The sequence below is a fragment of the Bordetella flabilis genome (assembly GCF_001676725.1).
GTDB lineage: Bacteria > Pseudomonadota > Gammaproteobacteria > Burkholderiales > Burkholderiaceae_B > Bordetella_C > Bordetella_C flabilis.
In genome coordinates, this window is record NZ_CP016172.1 from 4,632,524 (window position 1) to 4,654,825 (window position 22,302).

A 22,302-nucleotide genomic window follows, 5' to 3' on the forward strand; every position below is an offset into this window, starting at 1 on the left:
CGGACTCTTATTTGGCCTGCAGGAATTTCTGCACGTTGCCCGCGTCGACCAGCACCGAGTCCATGAACAGGTAGGGGCCGGCTGCGATGGCTTCCTTGGGTTCCTTCCTGACGACGATGCGGTCGATCGAATCGATGGCGCTGATGCCCAATTGCTCGAACGGGATCATCATGGTGGCCGTCATGAGGCTATTGGGGTCGGCGATCCGCCGGTAGGTTTCAGGGCCGCCATCCACGGAAACCAGGGTGATGTCGCCCTTTTTCATGCCCTGGGCCTGGAGCAGGTCATCGATGACATAGGCCTGGCCGTCGAAGGATGCCCAGATGCCTTTGAACTGGCCCTGATGACGCAGGAACAGGGCCTGCATGCCGTTGCGGACATCGTCGCGCCAGCTTTGCGTACGGGCCATGCTGAATTTGGCCAGGTCCTTGACGCCGGTATTTTCGGACAGCACGGCGTCGAGCATCTTGCCCCGGATGCGGGTCCCTGAATTGCCGTCGAAGCGCGCGGAAACGATATTGCCCTGGTAGCCCATCTTTCCCAGCAGATACAACACCGACTGGGCACCCGTGGCGTATTCGTTCACTTCGACATCGAACAGCATGTGCGGGCTGGCGCCGGACATCACCCCCACCACCGGAATGCCTTTTTCCTTGGCGGCCTGCAACTGGGCATCGGTTTCCACGGGCTTACCCATGGCGATGACGATGGCGTCGACTTTTTTGTTCACCAGCGTATCGAGCTGTTCGGCCAGCTTGGGCAGCGAACCCTCGGCGTTCAGCTGGGTGACGGTCCAACCCTTGGCGCGGGCCGCCTGGGCGGCTGCGTTGGCGACGCGGGCATGCGTCTCCGAAGACATCTGGAACGCAACGATGCCGACGTCGAACGCATGGGCGGCGCTGGCGGCCAAGGCCTGGACGGCGAACGCGCCCAGCACCACCGCACGTTTCATGGACCTGATCATATTGGTTCCCCTTCCTCTCAGAATTTGAAAGCCGCTTTCTTCAGAACAGCCGACGACACCGCGACGGAGGCGATCATGATGAAACCCAGCACGATGTCCTGTACGTAGTAAGGCGCGCCCAGCAGCACCAGGCCGTTGCCCAGCACTTTGAGAATCAGCGCCGCGACCAGTGTGCCGGGAATGTTGGCGTGCCCGGGGTTGAACATGGTCATTCCCAGCAGTACCGCGGCGATCGCGTACAGGAAATAATCCCCCGCCATGTTCGGCGCCGCGGAAGACAGGCTGGAAGTCAGCAGCACCGCGGCCAGGCTGGCGAACAGGCCGGAAAGCACGAGGCCGACGCTCTTCATGGCGCGGATATCGATACCGGCCAGACGGGCGGATTCACCGGCCTCGCCCGTGGCAGTCATGCGCGCCCCGGTGCGGGTCCACTTGACCAGGAAGAAGGCCAGCAGCACGGCGCCCAGCATCCATAGGATCAGCGCCGGGATGCCCAGGGGCTTGCCGCGGGCCAGATCGGTGAAGGCAGCAGGCCAACGGCCAACGTACGATACGCCGTCGGTCAGCATGAAGGCGAAGCCGCGCGCCATCGCCGCCATGCCCAATGTGGCGATCAGCGAAGGCACCCGCAGGCGCGTGACTGCAATGCCGTTGAACAGGCCGCAGATCAGCCCCACGCCCAGGCCCGCGGCGACGGCCAGCATGACGGGCTGGTTGGTGTGCACCAGGGCTCCGGTAACGACCGCCGCCAGGCTCGCGACGTCGGCCACCGACAAATCCAGTTCGGCCGTGACCAGCGCCAGCGTGAAGCCGGTGGCAATGATGGCCAGAAAGCTGGTTTCCTTGGCGATATTCAGCAGGTTATTGGGCGCCGCGAAGTTGGGGGCGGCCAACGCGAAGAAGCCGACCAGAACCAATCCCGCGATTGCCGTGCCGTACTTCTCCAGAATGCCCCGCATCGACTCGATCCCTGCTGCGTTCAATGATGGTGCGGTGCTGTTCCCCGGCAACCGCATGACGGTCCTTGCCCACCGTGATGGCGTCGTAGTTTATACCCCGGCGCGGCCGGGAAAAGGCGCCTGGATGCCCGCCAGCGCGTGGGATACCGGCGCCAGCGCCGCCTCGGCGGCGCGAAACTGCCGGTACAGCGGGCGGTAGGCTTGCACCTGCTCCGTCCGGGGTTCATAGCGCCGCGCCACCCGTACCAGCGCGTCCTGCGCGGCGGCGAAACCGTCGTGTCGGCCGAGCGCCGTCCACGCGGCCACCGCCGCGCCCAGCACACCAGGCTGATCCGCATGCCCCACGACGACGGCACGCTCGCAAATGTCGGCCTTGACCTGGCACCACTGCGGATTGGACGCGGCGCCGCCGCCGAAACGGATCTCCCTGACCAGACGACCCAGGGCCGTTTCCGCACGCTCCAGCACGATGCGGTTCAGGAAGGCAACGCCTTCCAGCACCGCCCAGGCCAGATCGCCCGGACCATGGCGGCGGTTCAAGCCCAGGAATGCGCCACGCAGGTCCGGATCCCAATACGGCACGCGTTCGCCTTGCAGGTAGGGCAGAAAGAGAGCGGGCTGCGGGTCGCGCGACGTGCCTAGCAAGGCGTTCATTGCGTCTCCCACACCGGCCATGCCTTCTTCGCCCAGACGGCCCAGCAAGCGCAAAAGCCAGGCAACGGTATCGGCGCCGTTCTGGCCCGGTCCGCCGATCTGGTGGTGGCCATGGCCCCAGTCCACCGTCATCAGGCCCTGCGCCTGCACCGGCTCGGCGCCCACGGCGCCGAAGACTTCGGTGGTCCCCGAGATGTTGTAGGCGTAGCCCGGCCGCAATGCGCCCAGCCCGGCCACCGCGGCCCAGGTGTCGTTGGAGCAGGCCACGACGGGACGCCCCGCCAGGCGGCGCAACGAGCCGGTCAAGCCATCCCGTACCGGTCCGACGACATCCAGCGGCCCGAGCAGGGGCGGCACCCAGCCCGGATCGCCACCCACGGCCGTCAGCAGGTCCGGTCCCGATGCCGAAGCGACCGCGGCCGCCGCCAGCCTGGCCATGGACACGGTATCGCTGACGGCGCGGCCCGTGAGGCGGAGATTGAGGTAGTCCTTGGGATCCAGCACCAACCTTACGCGCGCCGCGTGGCGAGGCTCGGACCGCAGCAGCCACGCGACGCGGGCCCAGGGATGGAAGGCGTTGACCTGCTTCAGTTCGGGATGACCCGGCGGCATGGTGGCCAGCCAATCGGCGACCTCCGCCGCCGTACGCGCATCGCGCCAGGTGATGGCGGGTCGGACGGCGGCCCCTTGCGCATCGACGAATACCTGCGTGCGCGTGACGCCACAGATGGCGATGGCTTCGACGGCCTCGAAGCCGGAACCGGCTCTGGCCGCCAGGCTATCGGACAGGCATTGCAGGCCCCGCCACCAGTCGTCGGCATCGACCTGATCCCAACCCGGACGGTCTCCGGCGCCTGCGGGACTGTCGATCGCGCAAGACTGGACGATGGTGCCCGCCCTATCCACCAGCGCGGCACGGAAGCGCGTACCGCCCAGATCCACTGCCATGACATAGCTCATGAGGGCCTCCGCGCAGCGGGGCGCTCCGAGCGGCTGGCGCGATTGGGTTTGAACGCGTGATGGGGAGCGGCGCGCACCATGAAAGGCACTATCAACGGATCCAGGTTGCTGTGGCCGCCCTGGGCGGCTCGGGCCCGTTAGTTTAGCGTTCCGCCATTCCGCCTTGCGGACGCCGAGAGTCCGCGCCATGCCCATCGCCGTACATGATGCGCACCATCTCGATGCCTCGACGCACCAGGACCGTGCGCGGGCGCCGCGACGGTGTGCCCAAGGAACAAGATTGGAGCGGCTGGCCTCCTCGGCCAGGTGCGCACGCCGGCGTCCCGCACGCCCGCCCGGCCCGGTGCACCCGCGCGCCGCATGACCCGAAGCCGCCGGCAGCCGCCATGATTCATGCGGGCCGCCGCATGCGACGCCCGGCCGGCAAATTGGCATACGTTTTGCTTTGAAGGTGGTGCACTCGGCGTCAGCGCGCGATGCAAGGGTGGCGGCTTTTCGAAGGTTGTTCATACAGACCATTTGCCGGGCGCACCCCCGCCCAATAAGGATTCCAACAATGAACCGCAGACACGTACTCAAACAATTGACGGCGGCCAGCATGCTGGCGATGTCCGGCTGGATACCCGAAGCCTTGGCCGCCGATGACACCATCAAGGTGGGCATTCTGCATTCGCTGTCGGGAACGATGGCAATCTCCGAGACCTCCCTGAAGGACGTGGCGCTGATGGCCATCGAGGAGATCAATGCGCAGGGCGGCGTCCTGGGCAAGAAGCTCGAACCCGTGGTGGTGGATCCGGCCTCGAACTGGCCGCTGTTCGCCGAGAAAGCGCGCCAACTGCTGTCGCAGGACAAGGTGGCGGCGGTATTCGGCTGCTGGACGTCGGTGTCGCGCAAATCGGTCCTGCCGGTGTTCAAGGAACTGAACGGCCTGCTGTTCTACCCCGTGCAATATGAAGGCGAGGAACTCGAACACAATGTGTTCTACACCGGCGCGGCCCCCAACCAGCAGGCCATCCCGGCGGTGGAATACCTGATGAGCGAGGACGGCGGCGGCGCCAAGCGCTTCGTGCTTCTGGGCACCGACTACGTGTATCCGCGCACGACCAACAAAATCCTGCGCGCCTTCCTGCATTCCAAGGGCGTGAAGGACGAGAACATCCAGGAGGTCTACACGCCCTTCGGCCATTCCGACTACCAGACCATCGTGGCCAACATCAAGAAGTTCGCCACCGGCGGCAAGACGGCGGTCGTCTCCACCATCAACGGCGATTCCAACGTTCCCTTCTACAAGGAGTTGGGCAATGCCGGGCTCAAGGCTACCGACGTCCCCGTCGTGGCGTTCTCGGTCGGCGAGGAAGAACTGCGCGGCGTCGACACCAAGCCCCTGGTCGGGCACCTGGCCGCCTGGAATTACTTCGAGTCCATCAAGAACCCGGTCAACGCGGACTTCATCAAGAAGTGGAAGGCCTACGCGAAAGCCAAGAACCTGCCGAACGCCGACACGGTCGTGACCAACGACCCCATGGAAGCCACCTACATCGGCATCCACATGTGGAAGCAGGCCGTCGAGCAGGCAAAGAGCACGGATGTGGAAAAGGTGATCGCCGCCGTGGGCGGGCAGAAGTTCAATGCCCCCGACGGCTATACGGTGGAAATGGACAAGACCAACCATCACCTGCACAAGCCCGTCTACATCGGCGAGATCCGCGCCGATGGCCAGTTCAACGTGGTCTGGAAGAGCAAGGGGCCCATCCGCGCGCAACCCTGGAGCCCGTACATCCCGGGTAACGAAGGCAAGCAAAATCTCTGACGACGGGACAGCACAGCCATGCGCATCGCGCTCATCGCCAGATACCTGGTTCGATTCCTGATCGCGTGGCTGCTCGCCGCGCCAGTGGCCACAGCGCTGGGCGCGGGACTCGATCCCGCCGTGCTGGCGGCCCTGGCCGGCGATGACACCGACGCCAAATTGCAAGCGATCGGCGAACTCGGCCGGTCGCCGGATCCGGCCGCCTCCCGGCTTCTGGAGGGTTTGGCATCGGAACGCCTCTATGTCACCGGGGAGGGTCGCGTGCTGCTGGACACCGGCAAGGGCGCGATAGATCCGGGCACGGGCATGGGCGCGACGCTGCCGCCGGATGCCGGCACGGTCACCATCAACAACCGACTGCGGCGCGCGATCGACGGCGCCCTGGCGGAATCGCGGTTGCGCGCGCCGGACCCCGCCGTGCGCATGGCCGCCGCGCAGAGACTGCAGCAGACCTCGCAGGAATCGGTGCTGCCGCTCATCGTGCAGGCACTGGCCAGCGAAACCGATGCGCAGGTGCGGTCGGCCCTGGAAATCGCGCAAGCGAACCTGGAACTGAAAAGCGCGGACCCCGCGGTACGGCGGCACGCGGTACAGATACTTGGGCGCAGTGAAAACTCCACCTTCATTCCCGTGCTGACGGCCATGACGAGCCAGGACAGCCAGGGCGGCTATGCGGAGCCCGACGCCGGCGTACGCGAAGCGGCCCAGGCGGCGCTGCGCGCCATCGACCGCCACCAGACCGCCATCGAGTGGGCCGGCAACCTGTTCTATGGCGTCAGCCTCGGCAGCGTTCTGCTGCTCGCGGCGCTGGGGCTGGCCATCACCTTCGGGCTGATGGGCGTCATCAACATGGCGCACGGTGAGCTGCTCATGATCGGCGCATACGCGACCTACATCGTGCAGTCCGCCTTCCGCGCCTGGGCGCCGGCCTGGCTGGACTGGTACGTGATCGCCGCGCTGCCCGTGGCGTTCGTCGTTACCGCGCTGGTCGGGATGGCGCTGGAGCGCACCGTCATCCGCTGGCTGTATGGCCGGCCGCTGGAGACGCTGCTGGCGACCTGGGGCATCAGCCTGATCCTCATGCAGCTGGTCCGTTCGCTGTTCGGGGCGCAGAACGTCGAAGTCAGCAATCCGGGCTGGATGACGGGCGGCATCACGGTCATGGGCGGCCTGGTGCTGACGTACAACCGCATCGTCATCATCGGCTTCGCCTTTCTGGTGCTGTTCTTCGTCTGGGCGCTGCTCAATCACACGCGGCTGGGCTTGTTCGTGCGCGCCATCACGCAGAACCGGCGCATGGCCGACTGCGTCGGCGTGCCGACCGGACGCATCGACATGCTGGCCTTCGGCCTCGGCTCCGGCATCGCCGGCCTGGCCGGCGTCGCGCTGTCGCAACTGGGCAATGTCGGGCCGGACCTGGGGCGGGGCTACATCGTGGACTCTTTCATGGTCGTCGTGCTTGGCGGCGTCGGCCAGTTGGCCGGCACCGTTATCGCCGCCCTGGGGCTGGGCGGACTCAATAAATTCCTGGAACCCTACGCGGGCGCCGTACTGGCGAAGATCGCGATCCTCGTGCTGATCGTGCTTTTCGTGCAGAAGCGTCCGCAAGGCCTGTTCGCCCCGCGCGGCCGGAGCGTCGAATGAAGATGTCAGCATCCATGGACCTGGCCGCGATGGCGCGGCCGCCCCTCTACTCCAGGCGCGCGTGGACCGGCCTGGCCCTTGCCTGCATCGCGCTGGCGCTGCCGCCGCTGCTGAACCTGGTCTTTCCGCCCGGCAGCCCGCTGCATATGTCTTCCTATGCCGTCGCGCTGCTGGGCAAGTTCATGTGCTATGCCCTGGCCGCCCTCGCCCTGGACCTGGTGTGGGGCTATGCCGGCATCCTCTCGCTGGGCCATGGCGTGTTCTTCGCCCTGGGCGGCTATGCGCACGGCATGTACCTGATGCGCGCCATCGGCCATGACGGCGTCTACAAGAGCGATCTGCCGGACTTCATGGTCTTCCTGAACTGGAAGACGTATCCCTGGTACTGGTCCTTCACCGAGCATTTCTGGTACGCCATGCTGCTGGTGGTACTGGTTCCCGGGGTGCTGGCCTTCCTGTTCGGCTACTTCGCCTTCCGCTCGCGCATCAAGGGCGTCTATTTCTCCATCATCACGCAAGCGATGACTTTCGCGGCCATGCTGCTGTTCTTCCGCAACGACACCGGTTTCGGCGGCAACAACGGTTTCACCGATTTCAAGCGCATCCTGGGGTTCGATATAACGGCCGCCGGCACGCGGGCCGCGCTGTATTGGGCGACGCTCGTGTTCCTGGCCGGCTCGCTGGTGCTCGCCCGCGTCATCACGCAGTCCAAGCTCGGCCGGGTCCTGACGGCGGTGCGCGACTCGGAAAGCCGGTTGCGATTCATCGGCTACGAACCGCTGGGATTCAAGCTGTTCGTATGGACCTTGTCCGCGGTGATGTGCGGGGTGGCGGGCGCGCTGTACGTGCCGCAGGTCGGCATCATCAATCCCGGCGAAATGTCCACCGAAACCTCCATCGAAATGGTGATCTGGGTCGCCACCGGCGGACGGGGCACGCTCATCGGTCCGATCCTGGGCGCAGGCGTCGTCAATGGGCTGAAGACCTGGTTCACCAGCGTGTTTCCCGAATTCTGGCTCTATGCCCTGGGCCTGATCTTCGTGCTGGTCACCCTGTTCCTGCCACACGGCATCGTCGGCCTGGTGCGGCGGTTCCTGAAACGCGAGGAGAAGCAAGCGTGACGACCCCTGCGGCATCCGCACACGAAGACGCGCTGGCGGAGGGCGGCCCCAGCGGCAGCCCGGGCTATGACCGCGTCAAGCCCAGCGACGTGGACACGACCCATGGCGCCATCCTGTACCTGGACGGCATCACGGTCAGCTTCGACGGTTTCAAGGCCCTGAACGACCTGAACCTGGACATCAGCGTGGGCGAACTGCGCTGCATCATCGGCCCCAATGGCGCCGGCAAGACCACGATGATGGACGTCATCACCGGCAAGGCGCGGCCGACTTCCGGCACGGCGTTCTTCGGCCAGAGCATCGACCTGACCACGCTGAACGAAGCGCAGATCGCGCACGCCGGCATCGGGCGCAAGTTCCAGCGGCCGACCGTGTTCGAGAACCACACCGTGTTCGAGAACCTGGAACTCGCCATGAAGGCGGACAAGCGGGTGCGCCCCACGTTGTTCTCCCGCCTCGACAGCGCGCAGGCGGACAAGATCGCCGCCACGCTGGCCCTGATCCGTTTGTCGGCCGAGGTGTGGCGACCCGCGGGGCTGTTGTCGCACGGCCAGAAGCAGTGGCTGGAGATCGGCATGCTGTTGATGCAGGAGCCGCAATTGCTGTTGCTGGACGAACCGGTCGCAGGCATGACGGACGCCGAAACCGAGCGCACCGGCGAGCTGCTGAACGAATTGCGCGGCCACCATTCCCTGATGGTCGTGGAGCACGACATGGATTTCGTCACCCGCATCGCGGACGGCGGCAAGGTCACCGTGCTGCATGAAGGCTCGGTCCTGGCCGAAGGCACCATGGCCCAGGTCCAGGCGGATCCGCGCGTAATCGAAGTCTATCTGGGCCGATGACATGCTGGACGTCCAAGACATCAACCAATACTACGGCGGCAGCCACACCCTGCGCGGCGTATCGCTGCACCTGAAGCGCGGCGAATGCCTGGCCTTGCTGGGGCGCAACGGCGTCGGCAAGACCACACTGCTGAAGTGCCTGATGGGCGTGCTGCCGCTGGCCAGTGGCAAGGTACTGCTGGAAGGCCAGGACATCTCCCGGCTGCCGCCGCACCGGCGCGCCGCCCTGGGCATGGCCTACGTGCCGCAGGGCCGCGACATATTCGCCCGGCTCACCGTGGAAGAGAACATCGTGATGGGCATGGCGGCGTTGCCCGGGGCGCGTGCGCGGCGTATCAAGGAAGAGGTGTTCGAGCTGTTTCCTGTCCTCAAGAGCATGCTGGGGCGCCGCGGCGGGGATTTGTCCGGCGGGCAGCAGCAGCAACTGGCCATCGCCCGGGCACTGGTCGCCGAACCGAAACTGATCATCTTCGACGAGCCGACCGAAGGCATCCAGCCCTCCATCATCAAGGACATCGGACGCGTCATCCGGATGCTGCGGCAGCGCGGCGATATCGGCATCCTGCTGTGCGAACAGTACTTCGACTTCGCGCACGAACTGGCCGACCGCTTCGTCGTCATGTCACGCGGCGAAGTGGTCGCCCAGGGCGCGCAGGCGGAGATGGGCGACGCCGAAGTGCGACGGCACCTTTCGGTATAAGGCGCGGTGTAGAAGGCGCGTTGCGTACGGGGGCGCTCCGTACCGCTCACATTTCGTATAACGGCGGGTCGGCGATGCATACCGGCGCCACCACGCCATGCCGGCCGCCCTCTGCAGTGGTCCGCACCCATGCCCGGGTTTATGTATAATCCTTGTCCGGTGTCGCCGTTGCAGTGGCGCGCGGCGGGCAGGGAGCGCATCACATCCTGTCCTGCGGGTGGCTCTGATGCCCCTGCGCCATCATGCGGGAATAGCTCAGTTGGTAGAGCGCAACCTTGCCAAGGTTGAGGTCGCGAGTTCGAGACTCGTTTCCCGCTCCAGTTTTGGCTCTACAGACCCTCATTGGCATCTGTAAGTCGTTGAAAAAAGGAGCTTCGGCTCCTTTTTTCATTGCAGCATCAGCCAGGGAAATCTAGCTGCGGCAATCGTGTTGCAGGCCAGGAACGAGGCCACAGAATGCGCGCGGTGCCGGTTCCGGCTTATTGCCAGGATTGGCTCGGAATGTTGCCCAGCACCCTCGGGCCTATGTCTGAAGACATGCCGCTCCCTCGCGCCAAGCGAACTCATACGGCGTTCGGCGGCCGCATTTCCCTGCGCAGTTCCTCTACGAGCAGGGCGACCATATCCGCCGCGGGCAGCTCGCGGGCAAGCGTAGCCCCCTGGCCGGCCCACTGCACGGCGAACTCCCCATGGTTCTCGTGCCTGCCCTCGAAGGCATTCAGGCGCTTGGTTACGTCGTAGGCCACCGGATAAGCCGGCACGGGCGGCGCGCCAAGTTGCTCCCCGTGCCTGATCAACCGGTTCACGATGCCTCTTGCGGGCCTGCCGGAGATCACCGATGTCAGGCGAGTCTGCATCGCCCGCTCGCTCTTCAGATTTCGGCGATAGTTCCCATTAGCCGACGACTCCGGGCACAGCACGAATGCCGTTCCAAGTTGCACGGCCGATGCTCCGAGAGCGAGCATGGCACGGATGCCCCTACCGTCCATGATGCCTCCGGCGGCAACTACGGGCAGCGGCGTAGCGCGAGCGAGAAGTTGCACAAGCACCGACGTGCTGAGGAGTTCGTCGACGGCAAACTGGTCGAACATGCCGCGGTGGCCTCCGGCTTCGGAGCCCTGGGCCACGATCATGTCGATACCCGCTTCCTCGATCAATTTCGCCTCATACAGGTTGGTGGCCGTAGCCATGGTGACAATGCCCCGGCTGCGAAAACCGTCGATCCATTCACGCTTGGGAATTCCGAAGTGAAAGCTCACGGCAGCGGGGCGCTGCTCGCAAAGCACTTCGAAGGTGTCTTCCTGTTCCAGAAAAGAGGTGTATATCTCGCTCAACTGGGTGGGGCATGCTTCGCCCATTTCGGCAAAAAGCGGCTCGATAAAGCGGACCCATGCGGCCTCGACCCCGGGGTCGCGCGGCGCGGGAGGATGGCAAAACATGTTGACGGAGAATGGACGGCCGGTCAGTGCCCGCGTCTGCTGGATCATCTTCTTTGCCTGGGTAGCGCCGATCGCGCCGATCCCCAACGAGCCGAGCGCCCCCGCGTCGGACACGGCGGCCGCCAGCGCTGGCGTGGAAACCCCCACCATCGGAGCTTGGATGATCGGGTGCCTGATACCCAGCCTGGATACGAAGTCATCGACTTTTTTCATGGTCTTCCTTCCTGCGTTGGACTAAAGCGGATTTGCGCTCGGGCCGCGGAGATGGCAGCGCTCGGACCAGTGGTTCATCCCCGCGCAGAGCACCAACAGCGCACTTGTCACAAAGAAAACGTGCGGCAATCCCATATGGATGCCAATGGCTCCACCCAACAAAGGGCCGACGACTTGACCCGAAAACTGCGCGGACTGGAGATAGCCCAATGCCGATCCAGAGTTCCCCTCGTACACCGAATGGCGAATCAGCTTTGCTACTGAAGGCAGCAACCCCGCCAGGGTCGCCCCCATGAGGCCTCGAAGCGCACCGAGCTGCCACCATTCTTTGACGAATGCCTGTGGGAGCAGGACCAAGGACGTGGCCACCAGGCATCCAATGATGACCCTTCTGCTACCAACCCGATCCGCCAGCGCGCCAAGGCGAGGAGCGGCCAGAATGCTGCCGAGCGCGGAGCATGCCATGATGATTCCGGCGGACTGAGCCAGCTTTTCGTGCGGGACACCGAGTCCTCCGAGGTAGACCGTGATGATGGGCTCGATCGACATGTTCGAGAGCAGGACCATCATGGCCGTGATCAGCAGTGTCCATATGTACGGACTGTTGATCGCGTTATGGTTCAAACTGAAAGCTCTGGCCTTCGAGGACCGATGGCTCTGCGCGTCAAACGCCTCGCGTACCAGAAAAATGGTCGCAAGCGCGGCGACAGCAATAACTCCGCCCCCGACGAAGAATGTGCCTCGTATCCCGACAAGGCCGGGCAGGAAGCCTCCCACCAGCGGCCCGACCAGGCTGCCCGCCAATGCGCCAGTGGACAGGACGCCTAACGCCCAACCGGCCCGCTCCCTGGGAGCCTGTGTGCCGATCATCACCGTCGAAGCCGAGGCGTAGCCACCGACGAGCCCAGCGATCAGTCGCAGTACCACGAGATCGGTGATATTGCGCGCCAGACCGATCAAGGACATCACGATGGCCATACCCACGGCTGCCCGTATCAGCATCGGTTTACGCCCGTACCGGTCGGCGAGTTTTCCCCAGATGGGCGCCGTGACTGCAGTTCCCAGAAACGTCGCTCCGAAGGCGATTGCCGACCACTGAACGATGTCGTCCGAGGACTTCGCTCCCAACTGTTGGACGTATAGCGGCAGAAACGGCAGCAACATACTCAGACTGACCAAGGTGGTGAAAGAGCCGAAAACACAGACTGCCAGATTTCGCTTCCAGTACAACTCATTGCGTTCAGCGTAACCACGCATGGGAAACTCGTTCTTCGCTTTGCCTGGTGCGAGATCACGGCCTGAGGCGCTCACGGATGTTTCACGGGGATTCATGTTTCGCATTCCGAGCGATGTTTCGATTCGCGGCCACGTCCAGAATCCATGCGCCGACCATTGCCGCAGCGCCAACGACAGACAGGAGTGCGTAGTCGCCGCATGTTCGAGCGAAGGCGCGCGACAACGCATATGCAGCCACAGTCCGTGTTATCGCAAAGCCGACTGTCGGCCTCTTCCAGACAGCACCGTGCTGACTCTGGCCACGGGCGGGCAGCTCGCGAATACGTCGGACCACCAGCGGTACGGCGCCTGTGACGGATTGCCTTGGCAAAATCCGATCTTGCCGGCCAGGAGCCTTGCGGGTATCGGTCCCAACTCTCCAAAATTCCGATGCCGCAAGGCTACGCGCGGTATGTAATCTTGAAAATTGAATTCTTGAGATTGGACCTATCTCTTATTCAGATATGCACACCGCGCCGGTGGAGTGCGCATATTCCGGGCATGGCCTTAGCCGCCGGATGGCATTCGACCCAAGATGAGCGTCGAATCGAAGTCGATTTGAAGGGGGGAAAATGCGTCCGTTGGCCGATTCCTTGGATACCGCTTCGGCATAATGCCCAGCCCGGCTTTGAAGAGCCCCGCGGTCGGGAGCACAAGAGAGAGTTGGAGCGGCTTCGCCCCTTGATTATGTATTTTCCTGACACCCGAAGCAGATCAGCCGCGCGGCACCCGTACGTCGGCACCAAGGCAGCCTCCCTGTGCGAACGGATTACTGGACGGGGCGGCGCCCCCCTATGGCGCGATTTATATGACCGCGCCGCGCACGGCCATGCTTTCCGCCAGTTTCGACTTCCGAGAGAAACAAGCCAAGAAAGGTCTTGCCGCGCCGCGGCGCCTCTGCCCTGCCGGCCCCGGCCTAAAACCGCATGGCCACCTTCAGCAAGCCCGACTGCTGCCGGTTCCCTCCCCCGAACTGCGCGTCGTAGGCGATGCCGGCCGTCGTATTGCGCGCGATGGTCATTTCCGCGCCAAGACCCAGCACGACGGCGTCGCGCGCAATAGGCACGCCCGTCACCGTGAAGGGGCCGCCGCCGTCGAACGCCAGTTCCTGCCTGGGCTTCACGTCGCCCATTGCGTGGCGCCAGCCCAGCGATGCAGTCAGGCGGCTGGGCGCGCGGTCGGCACCGAACTGCCACGCGCCGCGCAGTCCCAGCGTGGTGCTGGTCACATTGTCGGTACGTCCGGTCCCGTGCAGGGCGGCCGTACCGCCCGATTCGTCGAAGTCGCGCGTGCGCAACTGGTTCCACGCCACGCCGGCGAAAGGTTCAATCGTGTAGGCCTCGCCCAGCGGCAGGTTGTAGCCGAGTTCGGTGAACACTTGGGTCGAATTGGCGTGATAGGACGACTCCAGCTGCTGGTTCAGGGTGCCCGCCGCCACGTCGCGCTTCGTCTCGATATCGTGCCAGGTGTAGGCCGCGCCGGCCGTGAAGCGGAAATGGCCCGGGCCGACATGGAAGTTCCGTCCGCCGAACAAGGTCGCCGTATAGCTGTCGACATGCGTGCGCGACGACACATTGGCGATGGAACTGTGGCTGCCGGTATAGCCGAGCGCTCCGCCCAAGCGCCAGTCGCCGCCCACCGCGCCGTCGCCACCGACGAACAGCCCGCCGTCCGATTGGCGTACGCGCGACGCGTTGCCGTCGCTTGAAAATGTGCGCCAGTTGCCGAAAACCTGGGCCCACACCGGATACGCACCGCTTTGCGGCATGGCGTCGGCGGACGCCGCGCCCAATTGGGCCGTGGGTCGTCCGGCAAGCGTCGGCGCATCCAGGTTGCCGCGCAAACGCGCCAGAGGCAGCATGCGGACGGTGTCCGCCAGGCTCTGCAACACACTGGCGGTGCTCGCGTACGCTTCGCCGGAAAGCATGTTCAAGGCCGAGCGCGCTTCGTCCGGCGTCATGGTAAGCACTGCGCTCGCCACCTGGCTCGCGCCAGTACCGCCGGCCGCCTGCGCGACCGAACCCGCCAGTCCGCCGTTGCCGTCCGGTGTCGCGGCCGCCGCGCCCGTACTACTTGCGCCACCTGTGCCACTCGCGCCACTTGCGCTGCCCGAACCGCTGCCCGGAGCGCTGCCGTTCCCCGTCGGCGCCGATCCACTGCCGTTCACGGGTGGCGCTTCGTTATCCAACGCACCGCCCACGCTGCTCTGGTTGCCTGTGTTGCCCACACTGCCGATCGGCACGTCGTTGCGCGAGAGCGTCATGAACGCATTGTTCGTGTCGTAGGAAAGCGTGGGAGTCAAGAACGCATACGCGCTCGACGCGCCGGTGAACCGGCCCTGTATGCCGCCATCCGCCGTCAGGATGTTGTAGGTCGTGCGCGGTGCATAGTTGCCGTCGGGTCCCACGTGCGCCACGGTGCCGTCGAGGTAGGCGACACCCGTGACGTGGATGCGGTCGCTCGCGTTGCTGGCGGGATCGGCATGCACACGATAGACGGCGTCCTGGCCGAAGGTAAGGTTGCCATTGATGGTGAGCGTCCCGATGGGCGAACCATCGTTGCCTGGAGAGACAACCGCGGTGGGATAAAGCGTCGTGCTGCCCAATTGGCCGACACCCGCCAGTACGACTTCGCGGCCGATATCGACGGGACCGTTCAACTTGCCGTCGATTTCCAGGGCGCCGTCGGCGATCAGGATGGGGCCGCTCAGACCGCTGCTGTCCGCGGTCAGGATCAGCGATCCCGGTCCGGTCTTGACGAAGCCGTTCGTGCCTTGCAGAGGGTTGTCGATCGTGTCGACGAATTGTCCGGAGGCATAAGTGCCGTCGCCGACCACGATGGCCGGCGGGTTGCCGCCGTTGGGGACCAGGGTAATGGGAGCGCCTTGCAGCCGATATCGATCGGTGGCGAACTGGATGCCGGACACGCGTACCGGCCCGGCGCCGCCATCGACGGTCACCGTGCCGACCGCGCCTGTGAAAATCGCATAGCCGCCATCGGGCAGCGCTCCCGTGGCATTGCCGGGACTATTCCAGTTCGTGCTGGCGGCGCTCCAGGTGCCATCGCCACCCCCGGCCCGGGTGGCGGACGCCACGCCGTTGCCGTTCCACAAGTTGGTCGTGCTCGGGCCCAGGATGAGGTTGATCTGCTTGTCCCCGGTCAGTGACTGGATGGTCGCCGCAGGCACGGAGTCGCCGGTGACCGTGCCCAACGACAGGCCGCTGCCGCTCAGCGTCCCGCCGTATGACAGGATCCGGTAGTAGCCGGCGTTGACACCCAAGGTGTTCACCGTGACGTTCAGCGTCGTGTTGTTGAGTGCGGCGTTGCCGCCTACGGTAATGTTGTCGCCAGTGCCTGGCTGCGTGATGGGCAGTCCCGCATAGCCCGTCTCGAAGTCGAACACGGCATTGTTCATCGACAGGTTGCCCCTGACGACGAGGTTGCCGTTGGACACACCGGTCGGCGTCCCGACAGAGTATCCGGGCGCCACGCGAGCGTTGCCCGTCACGCTGAGATCGCCATTGATCGAGCCGAAGCCGGCGACGGTGCCGTTCGAGTTCGCATCGACGTTCCCATCGATCGTGACGCCCGCTCCGCCACCGTTGCCGCCGATGACCAGCGTGCCGCCGCTGGCGGAGATTCCGCCGGGAAAGCTGGCCGAGCCGTCGAACACCCGCGTGTCGCCTGACGCAATCGTCAGGTCCGCAGCAGTGACGCCGCCACAATAGGACGCGCTAAGCGCGAGCGTCGCCTTCAGCCATTTCTTCGTGCCATTCATCAACATGGATCCCCCATATGTCGGTCAACGGTTGGATGCTCGAGCGTGCTGGACTACCGTAAAAAACGATTGCGGCGTGATGAACCAATCTGCGTAAACGGAAGAGCTCTTCGCAAAAAAAAACGCAATGTATACCGCTTTTTTCTTAATCCCAAGAACTTAAGAAGCGGATACCATCCAACGCTGAAAACCTCATTCTTAGGGCCTATCTAAACGATTGAAAAACTACGCGTGGATACCATCCACAAGGGCGCCGCGATCATCCGTCGTGTTTTGTACGATGTAGCCGTTCCGTCGAATCAGCGTGAATGAATGAGCGCCGCATGCGGGGCGCGTGCAGCGAACGGCGGGAACGAGGAGCACGGTTCGCGACGGCCCTAACGAACCCGGGGATCAAGGAACAAGGTTCGCGACGGCGAGAGCGAACGCGTGGATCGAGGAGCAAGGTTCGCGACAGCCATCGACCGCGCGAACGCCAGCGGAATTCGAGCGTGGCTATACTGATTCGGCGCGCGAACCGGGGCGGCTTGAACCGCGCCATCACGCGCTTGTTTGCACGACGGCTGCGCTATCGCTTATACGGGCCGGCGGACAGCGCGCCTGCCGAGCAACTCACGCCGCCCGAAACTACTGGACTGTCGCGCCACTTCCGCGACCTTGTGGCCAAGGGCCGCGTCGGGATGCTTGAGGAAGCAGCAGGAGTAGGTGACAGCAGGCCCGGGAACGGAGGTCTTCACCAGAACGAGGCTTCCGGAGCGAAGTTCGCTTCGGAAGAGCTGCACGGGCAGGCAGCTGATACCGATGCCGGCCGCGACCAGACCGGCCAAGGCTTGGATATTGTTGCCACCATAGATGCGCTCGGGCCGCACCCCCGCGCCTTCCCAGAGCCGGTTGCAGACAAGCGTGATGATCGAATTCTCGGACTGTTCAATCATCGGCTTCGAGGCAAGCTCCTGCAGCGAATGCGTGACGTCCGTGGGAAAAATCCCCGGAGCGGAAAACCATCCGAACTTCACGTCGCCGATGCTCACCCTCACCACCGTTTCCAACGAACCGGGGTCAGGCAAGATCGCGAAGTCCAGGTCGCCGCATTCCAGCTTTTCCTGCAATGTCAGCGAAAGGTCGATCTGGGGTTGAACGATGATCGAGGGATACTGGTCTTTCATCCGTTTCAGGAAGTCAGAAAACCAGGTCAGCGCGACCATCTCGGTCAAACCGACTTTCAGAACCCGGACAGGCGGATGACCTGAGCGCTTCAACTGGTCAAGCGCCTGGAGCTGTTCGAAAAGACGTTCACACTCCGCCTCGAGTTCCCGGCCGAGCCGCGTCAGTTGGCTCTTCCGTCCTTCGCCTTCGAACAGCGGCCCCGCCGCGGCAGCCTCGACCTCCTGCAACCGCTTGGTCGCGGCGGATTGCGTAATGTGCAGCTTTTCCGCCGCCTTGTTCAGCGTGCCCAGCCGCGCCACCCAGTAGAACGCCTGCAACTGCTTGATCGTAAGCATGTCATCCCGCCTTGCGCGGCGCGAGCGCCTTGTTGAAATCGCAGGTGCTCCGGGCAAGATCGGCAACAGTCGAGTGGAATTCCGTCATGGCGCCGATGTGCATGAGCAGCACGTACTGCAAGCTCGGGGCGCCGATGGGGATCTTCAGTTCCCGAAGCAGGCCGGATGCCATGCCCTGCGCGGCAACCGCGCGTGGCAGGCTCGCAATGCCCAGGCCCGCGGCACAGATCCCCGCGAGGGCGGCCAGGCTGTCGCTCTGGATCGAATTGGCCAGCTTGACGCCTCGCTCCACCAACCAATTCTCGGTCTGGGTGCCGCCTCCCTGCGATCGTCCCTGCAGCAGCACGGTCTGCCGTTCGAACTCGGCCAGTTTCAGCGAACCAGGGAGCGGAGCGTCCACCGCGCAATACCAGCCGCATTTGGCTACGCCTATCGGTAGGCGAACCATATTGTGGGAGCGGACTGACTCCATGATGACCGCCGCATCCAACTGCCCATCCTGCATCAACGCGTGCAGGCCGACCGATGCGCCTACTTTCAAGTCCAGGCGCAGTCCGGGATAACGGGCCTTGAGCGCTGCGATGAAGGCTCCGAGCCAGGTGACGGCGGATAACTCGGTGACTCCGAGCCTGAGCGTAGGCGCGAGCAGATCCGCGCCGCCGAAGCGGTCCAGCAGGTTCATCCGCTGCCGCAGGATTGCCCGCGCGTGCAGCAGGACCTCCTGCCCCTTCAATGTCAATCTCGCGGCGCGACGGTCACGGTTGAACAGCGGCTGTGCGAAGCCTTGTTCGAACTCATGGATCAAGCGCGAAATGCCGGATTGGGACGTGCCGAGATTTCGCGCGGCCTTTTCAAAAGATCCCATGTCGGCGACGGCGACGAAGGCTTCGAGTTCCCGGAAAGTGGTCATCCTGGGAAACACCCCATGTTTTCATACCCGAATGGAATTATCCCACATCAATAAATATCGCTTTTCAGAATTCTTTGCCCTGCGGACAATCCTCTGAACAGTCTTCGTGGAGCGGGCCACTATGCCTACACAACCCCAGATCATTGCCGACCGGCTCGGCCACGTGCAACCATCCGCCAGTGTCGCGGCGAAAGCGCGTGCCGACGCGATGCGCGCCGCCGGCAGGGACATCATGGACTTCACGCTAGGCGAGCCGGACTTTCCCACGCCCGCCCATATCGTCCGGGCAGGCATGGCCGCATTGGAAAGCGGCCACACGCGCTACACGGCGTCCGCGGGAACGCCGGCGCTGCGCAGGGCGATAGCGGGCAAGCTGAAACGCGAGAACGGCCTTGAATTCGGCATGGACGAGATCGTCGTGGGCAGCGGCGCGAAGCATGTGATCTTCAACGCATTGATGGCCACGGTGAATGCAGGCGACGAGGTTATCGTCCCGGCACCGTACTGGGTGTCCTACCCGGAGATGGTTCTGATCAACGGCGGTGTGCCCGTGGCAGTGCAATGCCCGGCCGCGGCAGGCTTCAAGCTGACCGGCGCGCAGTTGCAGGCGGCGATCACGGAAAGGACGCGATGGGTCATTCTCAATACGCCCAGCAATCCGACGGGCGCCGTCTACGATCGCGCCGAACTCCGCGAATTGGCGGACGTACTGCTTGGAAATCCGCACGTCAGTGTCCTGACGGATGAAATCTATGAACATTTTGTCTACGGAGATGCGCGGCATGCCTGCATCCTGGACATCGAGCCCGAACTTCGCTCGCGCACACTCCTGGTCAATGGGCTGTCGAAATCGCACGCGATGACGGGTTGGCGTATCGGCTATGGCTGCGGCCCTGCCGCGCTCATCAAGGCGATCACTTTGCTGATTACCCAGAGCACCACCTGCGCGACCGCTGCGGCCCAGGCCGCGGCGGTGGAAGCCCTGGAGGGTCCGCAGCAATGCGTCGGCGAGGCCGCCGCGCGCTTCCAAGAGCGCCGTGATTGCATCGTCAAGCGCCTGAACGCGATCGATGGTATTACCTGCGACAGCCCGGATGGCGCCTTCTATGTTTTTGCCTGCGTGGCGGGCCTCCTCGGCCGCCGGACGCCCCAGGGCCAGATCCTGAACACCGATGTCGACGTGGCGGATTTCCTGCGTGAGGAGGCTGGGGTCGTGGCGATCGATGGCAGTTCCTACGGAATGTCGCCTTTCCTGCGATTTTCCTTCGCCACGTCGATGAACGAGATCTATCGTGGTTGCAACGGGATCGAGGCCGCGTGCGCCCGGCTCGCTTCGTCGAACCCCTGAGCTTGCAATGATGGAATCAAAATGAGCTACGCATGTGCCGCCCGGTCGCATCCCGCCGTCAGCCGACCAGACCTGCGCGCTCTTCAACTATTCATCCGAGGAGTACCTGCCCCGGGGCACTCGGACTGACGGTGGGAAACCAGCGGCTTTCCCGGTACGGGCATGGTTACCCGGAATATCTGCGCGCTCTCCGACTCCGTGATGAACAGGTCTGCGTTGTCCGGCCCACCGTAGGCGATATTGGTGGAAAGCGCGCCGCCAGGCGTCCTGGCGCGCAGCAGCGGCTCTCCCCGGACGTCGAAAAGCCATACCGATCCCAATCCTGCATGCGCGACCGCAAGGCCACCCGCTGCATTCAATGCCAGGCCATCGGGCCCGAGGCCGCCCATGAGCTGCAGGAACACGCCGACTTTCGTAACGCCGTTGTCCGATAACGGGATTCTCCAGATGGCGTTTGCCCGTGTGACCGCAACGAGCAGGCAATGCTCCTGGAGGTCCATGACGACGCCATTGGGACTTGGCAGATTCGACAAAAGGCAGTCGAGTCGACCATCTGGCGCCAGGCGGAACAGGCGGCCGGATGGATCATGAAGCCCGGTCATGCCTTGATCGGTGAAATAAAGATCGCCATTCCGGGCGAAGAACAAATCGTTGACGCCCTTGAAGCGCTCCAGCCCCGCGCGCGGCAGGTAGGGTTTCACGGCCCGGGACCCCGGCTCGTGCACCATGATCCCGTGCTTGTAGTCCGCGATGAACACCAGTCCATCGTCGCGGATCTTCAGGCCATTCGGCCAACCGTCGTATTCGACCGCGACCGAGAAACTGCCTGATGCGTCGACATTGAGGATTCTTCCATTGACGATGTCCACGCACCACAGAACGCCGGCGCGATCGAACGAGGGGCCTTCAAGAAAACTCGAGGCGCCGAGACCGGCTGGCTGCCCTTTATTCCATTCACTGCCGGCCGCCGCCGTACGCAACCCATCGGGGTACCGGGCGAAGACCTCGGCGTCGACCGTCGGCGGCGGCTGGAACATGGATACGGCCCCGGATCGGCAAGCTAGCTGTTCGCCAGTTCCGCAGGACCAAGCAGATCGGCCGCCCAGGTCCTGGTCCGATCGAAGGATTCGCGCATGTAGACCACGGTTTGTTCGGGATCGAGCGGCGCCGAGATGGCGCCAAGCTGGTTGCGCAGCTTCGCTTGCACGTCCGGCATCCGGACCACTTCACCCAGGCTCTTGCTGAGCGCCTGAGCCCGCTCCTTATCCATCCCCTTCGGGGCCACCATGACGAAAAAATCGTCGACCACCATGCCGGGCACCGACTCGTTCACGGTGGGCACATCGGGGAACAGCGGCGACCGCTCAGCGTTGGACACACCGAGGATCTTCACCTTGCCGGAATCGAGCGTCGCGCGGGTTCCCGCGAGATTCTCGAACTTCGCGTCGATGAAACCGCCCATCAGATCCTGATTCGCAGGCGCGGAGCCCTTGTAATGCACGACGATGACATCCAGGTTTGCCGCCTTGGCCAGATAGGCGGCCGCCAGGTGGCTGGATGACCCTTGCCCCACCGTCCCGATCCTTACTTTCTTGGGATTCGCGCGGCAGTACTCGATGAACTCTGGCACATTGGAAACCGGCAGCTGCTTGCTGGCCAGGAATAGGTAGGTGTTGACCGAGAGCCTCGCCAAAGGCGTGAAGTCGGTCACCGGGTCCAGCTTCTGGACGTCGGGATACACCGCGGGTGCGGTGACGAGCATGGACGAGCTCAGGTAAAGCACCCTGCCATCCGCGGCCTGGCGTTTCACGTAATTGCTGGCGATCAGTCCGCCAGCGCCCGGACGTGCTTCGACGATAATCGTCTCGTTGATCTTTCCGCCCAGCTTTTCCGCCACGATGCGTGCGATCGCGTCGGCGCCGCCTCCCGGGGGCCCCGGGATGATGATGCTGACCGGTGCCGAATTGGCCTGTACGCGCCCGAAAGAGGTCCCCGCCACGAGGACACCACCGTAGCCCAGCTTCAGAATGCCGCGACGTGAAATCATTGCGCCCCCCGTTTTCTTTCATTGGATACGGGCAGTTTATCGGCGCCACAAACGATAGAAAACTGAATTTTCCCGCCGCCAATTATTCCTGGTTGGTATCCATCGCTCGTGTTTACCCTGCCTTTCATCCTGG

At 64.0% G+C, this 22,302-nt stretch carries 16 protein-coding genes and 1 tRNA gene; 7 read left to right on the forward strand and 10 right to left on the reverse strand.

The features are described 5' to 3' along the window. Window positions 1–7: 7 nt before the first annotated feature. The 3 genes from BAU07_RS20625 to BAU07_RS20635 form a co-directional block, all read right to left on the reverse strand. On the reverse strand, window positions 8–952 hold the full coding sequence (locus tag BAU07_RS20625) for a sugar ABC transporter substrate-binding protein (RefSeq protein WP_415830324.1): 945 nt from the start codon (window positions 950–952) through the stop codon (window positions 8–10). A 29-nt stretch (window positions 953–981) separates the two neighbouring features. Next, a complete protein-coding gene (locus tag BAU07_RS20630; RefSeq protein WP_066661831.1) occupies window positions 982–1,923 on the reverse strand; it encodes an ABC transporter permease in 942 nt (313 codons plus the stop codon). Window positions 1,924–2,013: 90 nt separating this feature from the next. After that, entirely contained in the window at window positions 2,014–3,537 is a 1,524-nt protein-coding gene (locus BAU07_RS20635) for a xylulokinase (RefSeq protein ID WP_066661833.1), read from the reverse strand. A 556-nt stretch (window positions 3,538–4,093) separates the two neighbouring features. Here BAU07_RS20635 and urtA point away from each other — a divergent pair. The 6 genes from urtA to BAU07_RS20665 all read left to right on the forward strand — a co-directional run bounded on the left by urtA (window position 4,094) and on the right by BAU07_RS20665 (window position 9,977). Then, complete coding sequence (gene urtA / locus BAU07_RS20640) at window positions 4,094–5,347, forward strand: urea ABC transporter substrate-binding protein (protein WP_066661835.1); 1,254 nt, start codon at window positions 4,094–4,096, stop codon at window positions 5,345–5,347. 18 nt (window positions 5,348–5,365) lie between these two features. After that, window positions 5,366–6,991, forward strand: a complete 1,626-nt coding sequence (urtB, locus tag BAU07_RS20645) for an urea ABC transporter permease subunit UrtB (RefSeq protein ID WP_066661838.1) — start codon at window positions 5,366–5,368, stop codon at window positions 6,989–6,991. Continuing rightward, window positions 6,988–8,112, forward strand: coding sequence for an urea ABC transporter permease subunit UrtC (gene urtC / locus BAU07_RS20650; RefSeq protein ID WP_066661839.1), 1,125 nt, complete (start codon window positions 6,988–6,990; stop codon window positions 8,110–8,112). Before urtB ends, urtC begins: the two co-directional genes overlap by 4 nt. 32 nt (window positions 8,113–8,144) lie before the next feature. Continuing rightward, a complete protein-coding gene (gene urtD, locus BAU07_RS20655) occupies window positions 8,145–8,957 on the forward strand; it encodes an urea ABC transporter ATP-binding protein UrtD (RefSeq protein WP_066665597.1) in 813 nt (270 codons plus the stop codon). Between the two features lies 1 nt (window position 8,958). Continuing rightward, window positions 8,959–9,657, forward strand: a complete 699-nt coding sequence (gene urtE / locus BAU07_RS20660) for an urea ABC transporter ATP-binding subunit UrtE (protein WP_066661841.1) — start codon at window positions 8,959–8,961, stop codon at window positions 9,655–9,657. Window positions 9,658–9,901: 244 nt separating this feature from the next. Next, window positions 9,902–9,977: transfer RNA gene (locus tag BAU07_RS20665), tRNA-Gly, on the forward strand. 243 nt (window positions 9,978–10,220) lie between these two features. Here the strand turns inward: BAU07_RS20665 and BAU07_RS20670 are convergent. The 5 genes from BAU07_RS20670 to BAU07_RS20690 all read right to left on the reverse strand — a co-directional run bounded on the left by BAU07_RS20670 (window position 10,221) and on the right by BAU07_RS20690 (window position 18,774). Next, window positions 10,221–11,309, reverse strand: coding sequence for an NAD(P)H-dependent flavin oxidoreductase (locus BAU07_RS20670; RefSeq protein WP_066661851.1), 1,089 nt, complete (start codon window positions 11,307–11,309; stop codon window positions 10,221–10,223). 21 nt (window positions 11,310–11,330) lie between these two features. Further along, a complete protein-coding gene (locus BAU07_RS20675) occupies window positions 11,331–12,566 on the reverse strand; it encodes an MFS transporter (protein ID WP_066661852.1) in 1,236 nt (411 codons plus the stop codon). 934 nt (window positions 12,567–13,500) lie between these two features. Then, a complete protein-coding gene (locus BAU07_RS20680) occupies window positions 13,501–16,368 on the reverse strand; it encodes an autotransporter family protein (protein ID WP_415830323.1) in 2,868 nt (955 codons plus the stop codon). A 569-nt stretch (window positions 16,369–16,937) separates the two neighbouring features. Beyond that, window positions 16,938–17,864, reverse strand: coding sequence for a LysR family transcriptional regulator (locus BAU07_RS20685; protein ID WP_066661854.1), 927 nt, complete (start codon window positions 17,862–17,864; stop codon window positions 16,938–16,940). A gap of 1 nt (window position 17,865) precedes the next feature. Further along, a complete protein-coding gene (locus BAU07_RS20690; RefSeq protein WP_066661855.1) occupies window positions 17,866–18,774 on the reverse strand; it encodes a LysR family transcriptional regulator in 909 nt (302 codons plus the stop codon). A 121-nt stretch (window positions 18,775–18,895) separates the two neighbouring features. Between BAU07_RS20690 and BAU07_RS20695 the strand changes: the two genes are divergently transcribed. Further along, window positions 18,896–20,122, forward strand: a complete 1,227-nt coding sequence (locus tag BAU07_RS20695) for an aminotransferase class I/II-fold pyridoxal phosphate-dependent enzyme (protein WP_066661862.1) — start codon at window positions 18,896–18,898, stop codon at window positions 20,120–20,122. A gap of 83 nt (window positions 20,123–20,205) precedes the next feature. On the opposite strand, the gene BAU07_RS20700 is transcribed toward BAU07_RS20695, so the two are convergent. Beyond that, on the reverse strand, window positions 20,206–21,159 hold the full coding sequence (locus BAU07_RS20700) for an SMP-30/gluconolactonase/LRE family protein (protein WP_066661866.1): 954 nt from the start codon (window positions 21,157–21,159) through the stop codon (window positions 20,206–20,208). A gap of 23 nt (window positions 21,160–21,182) precedes the next feature. Then, on the reverse strand, window positions 21,183–22,169 hold the full coding sequence (locus tag BAU07_RS20705) for a Bug family tripartite tricarboxylate transporter substrate binding protein (protein WP_066661869.1): 987 nt from the start codon (window positions 22,167–22,169) through the stop codon (window positions 21,183–21,185). Window positions 22,170–22,302 lie beyond the last annotated feature (133 nt).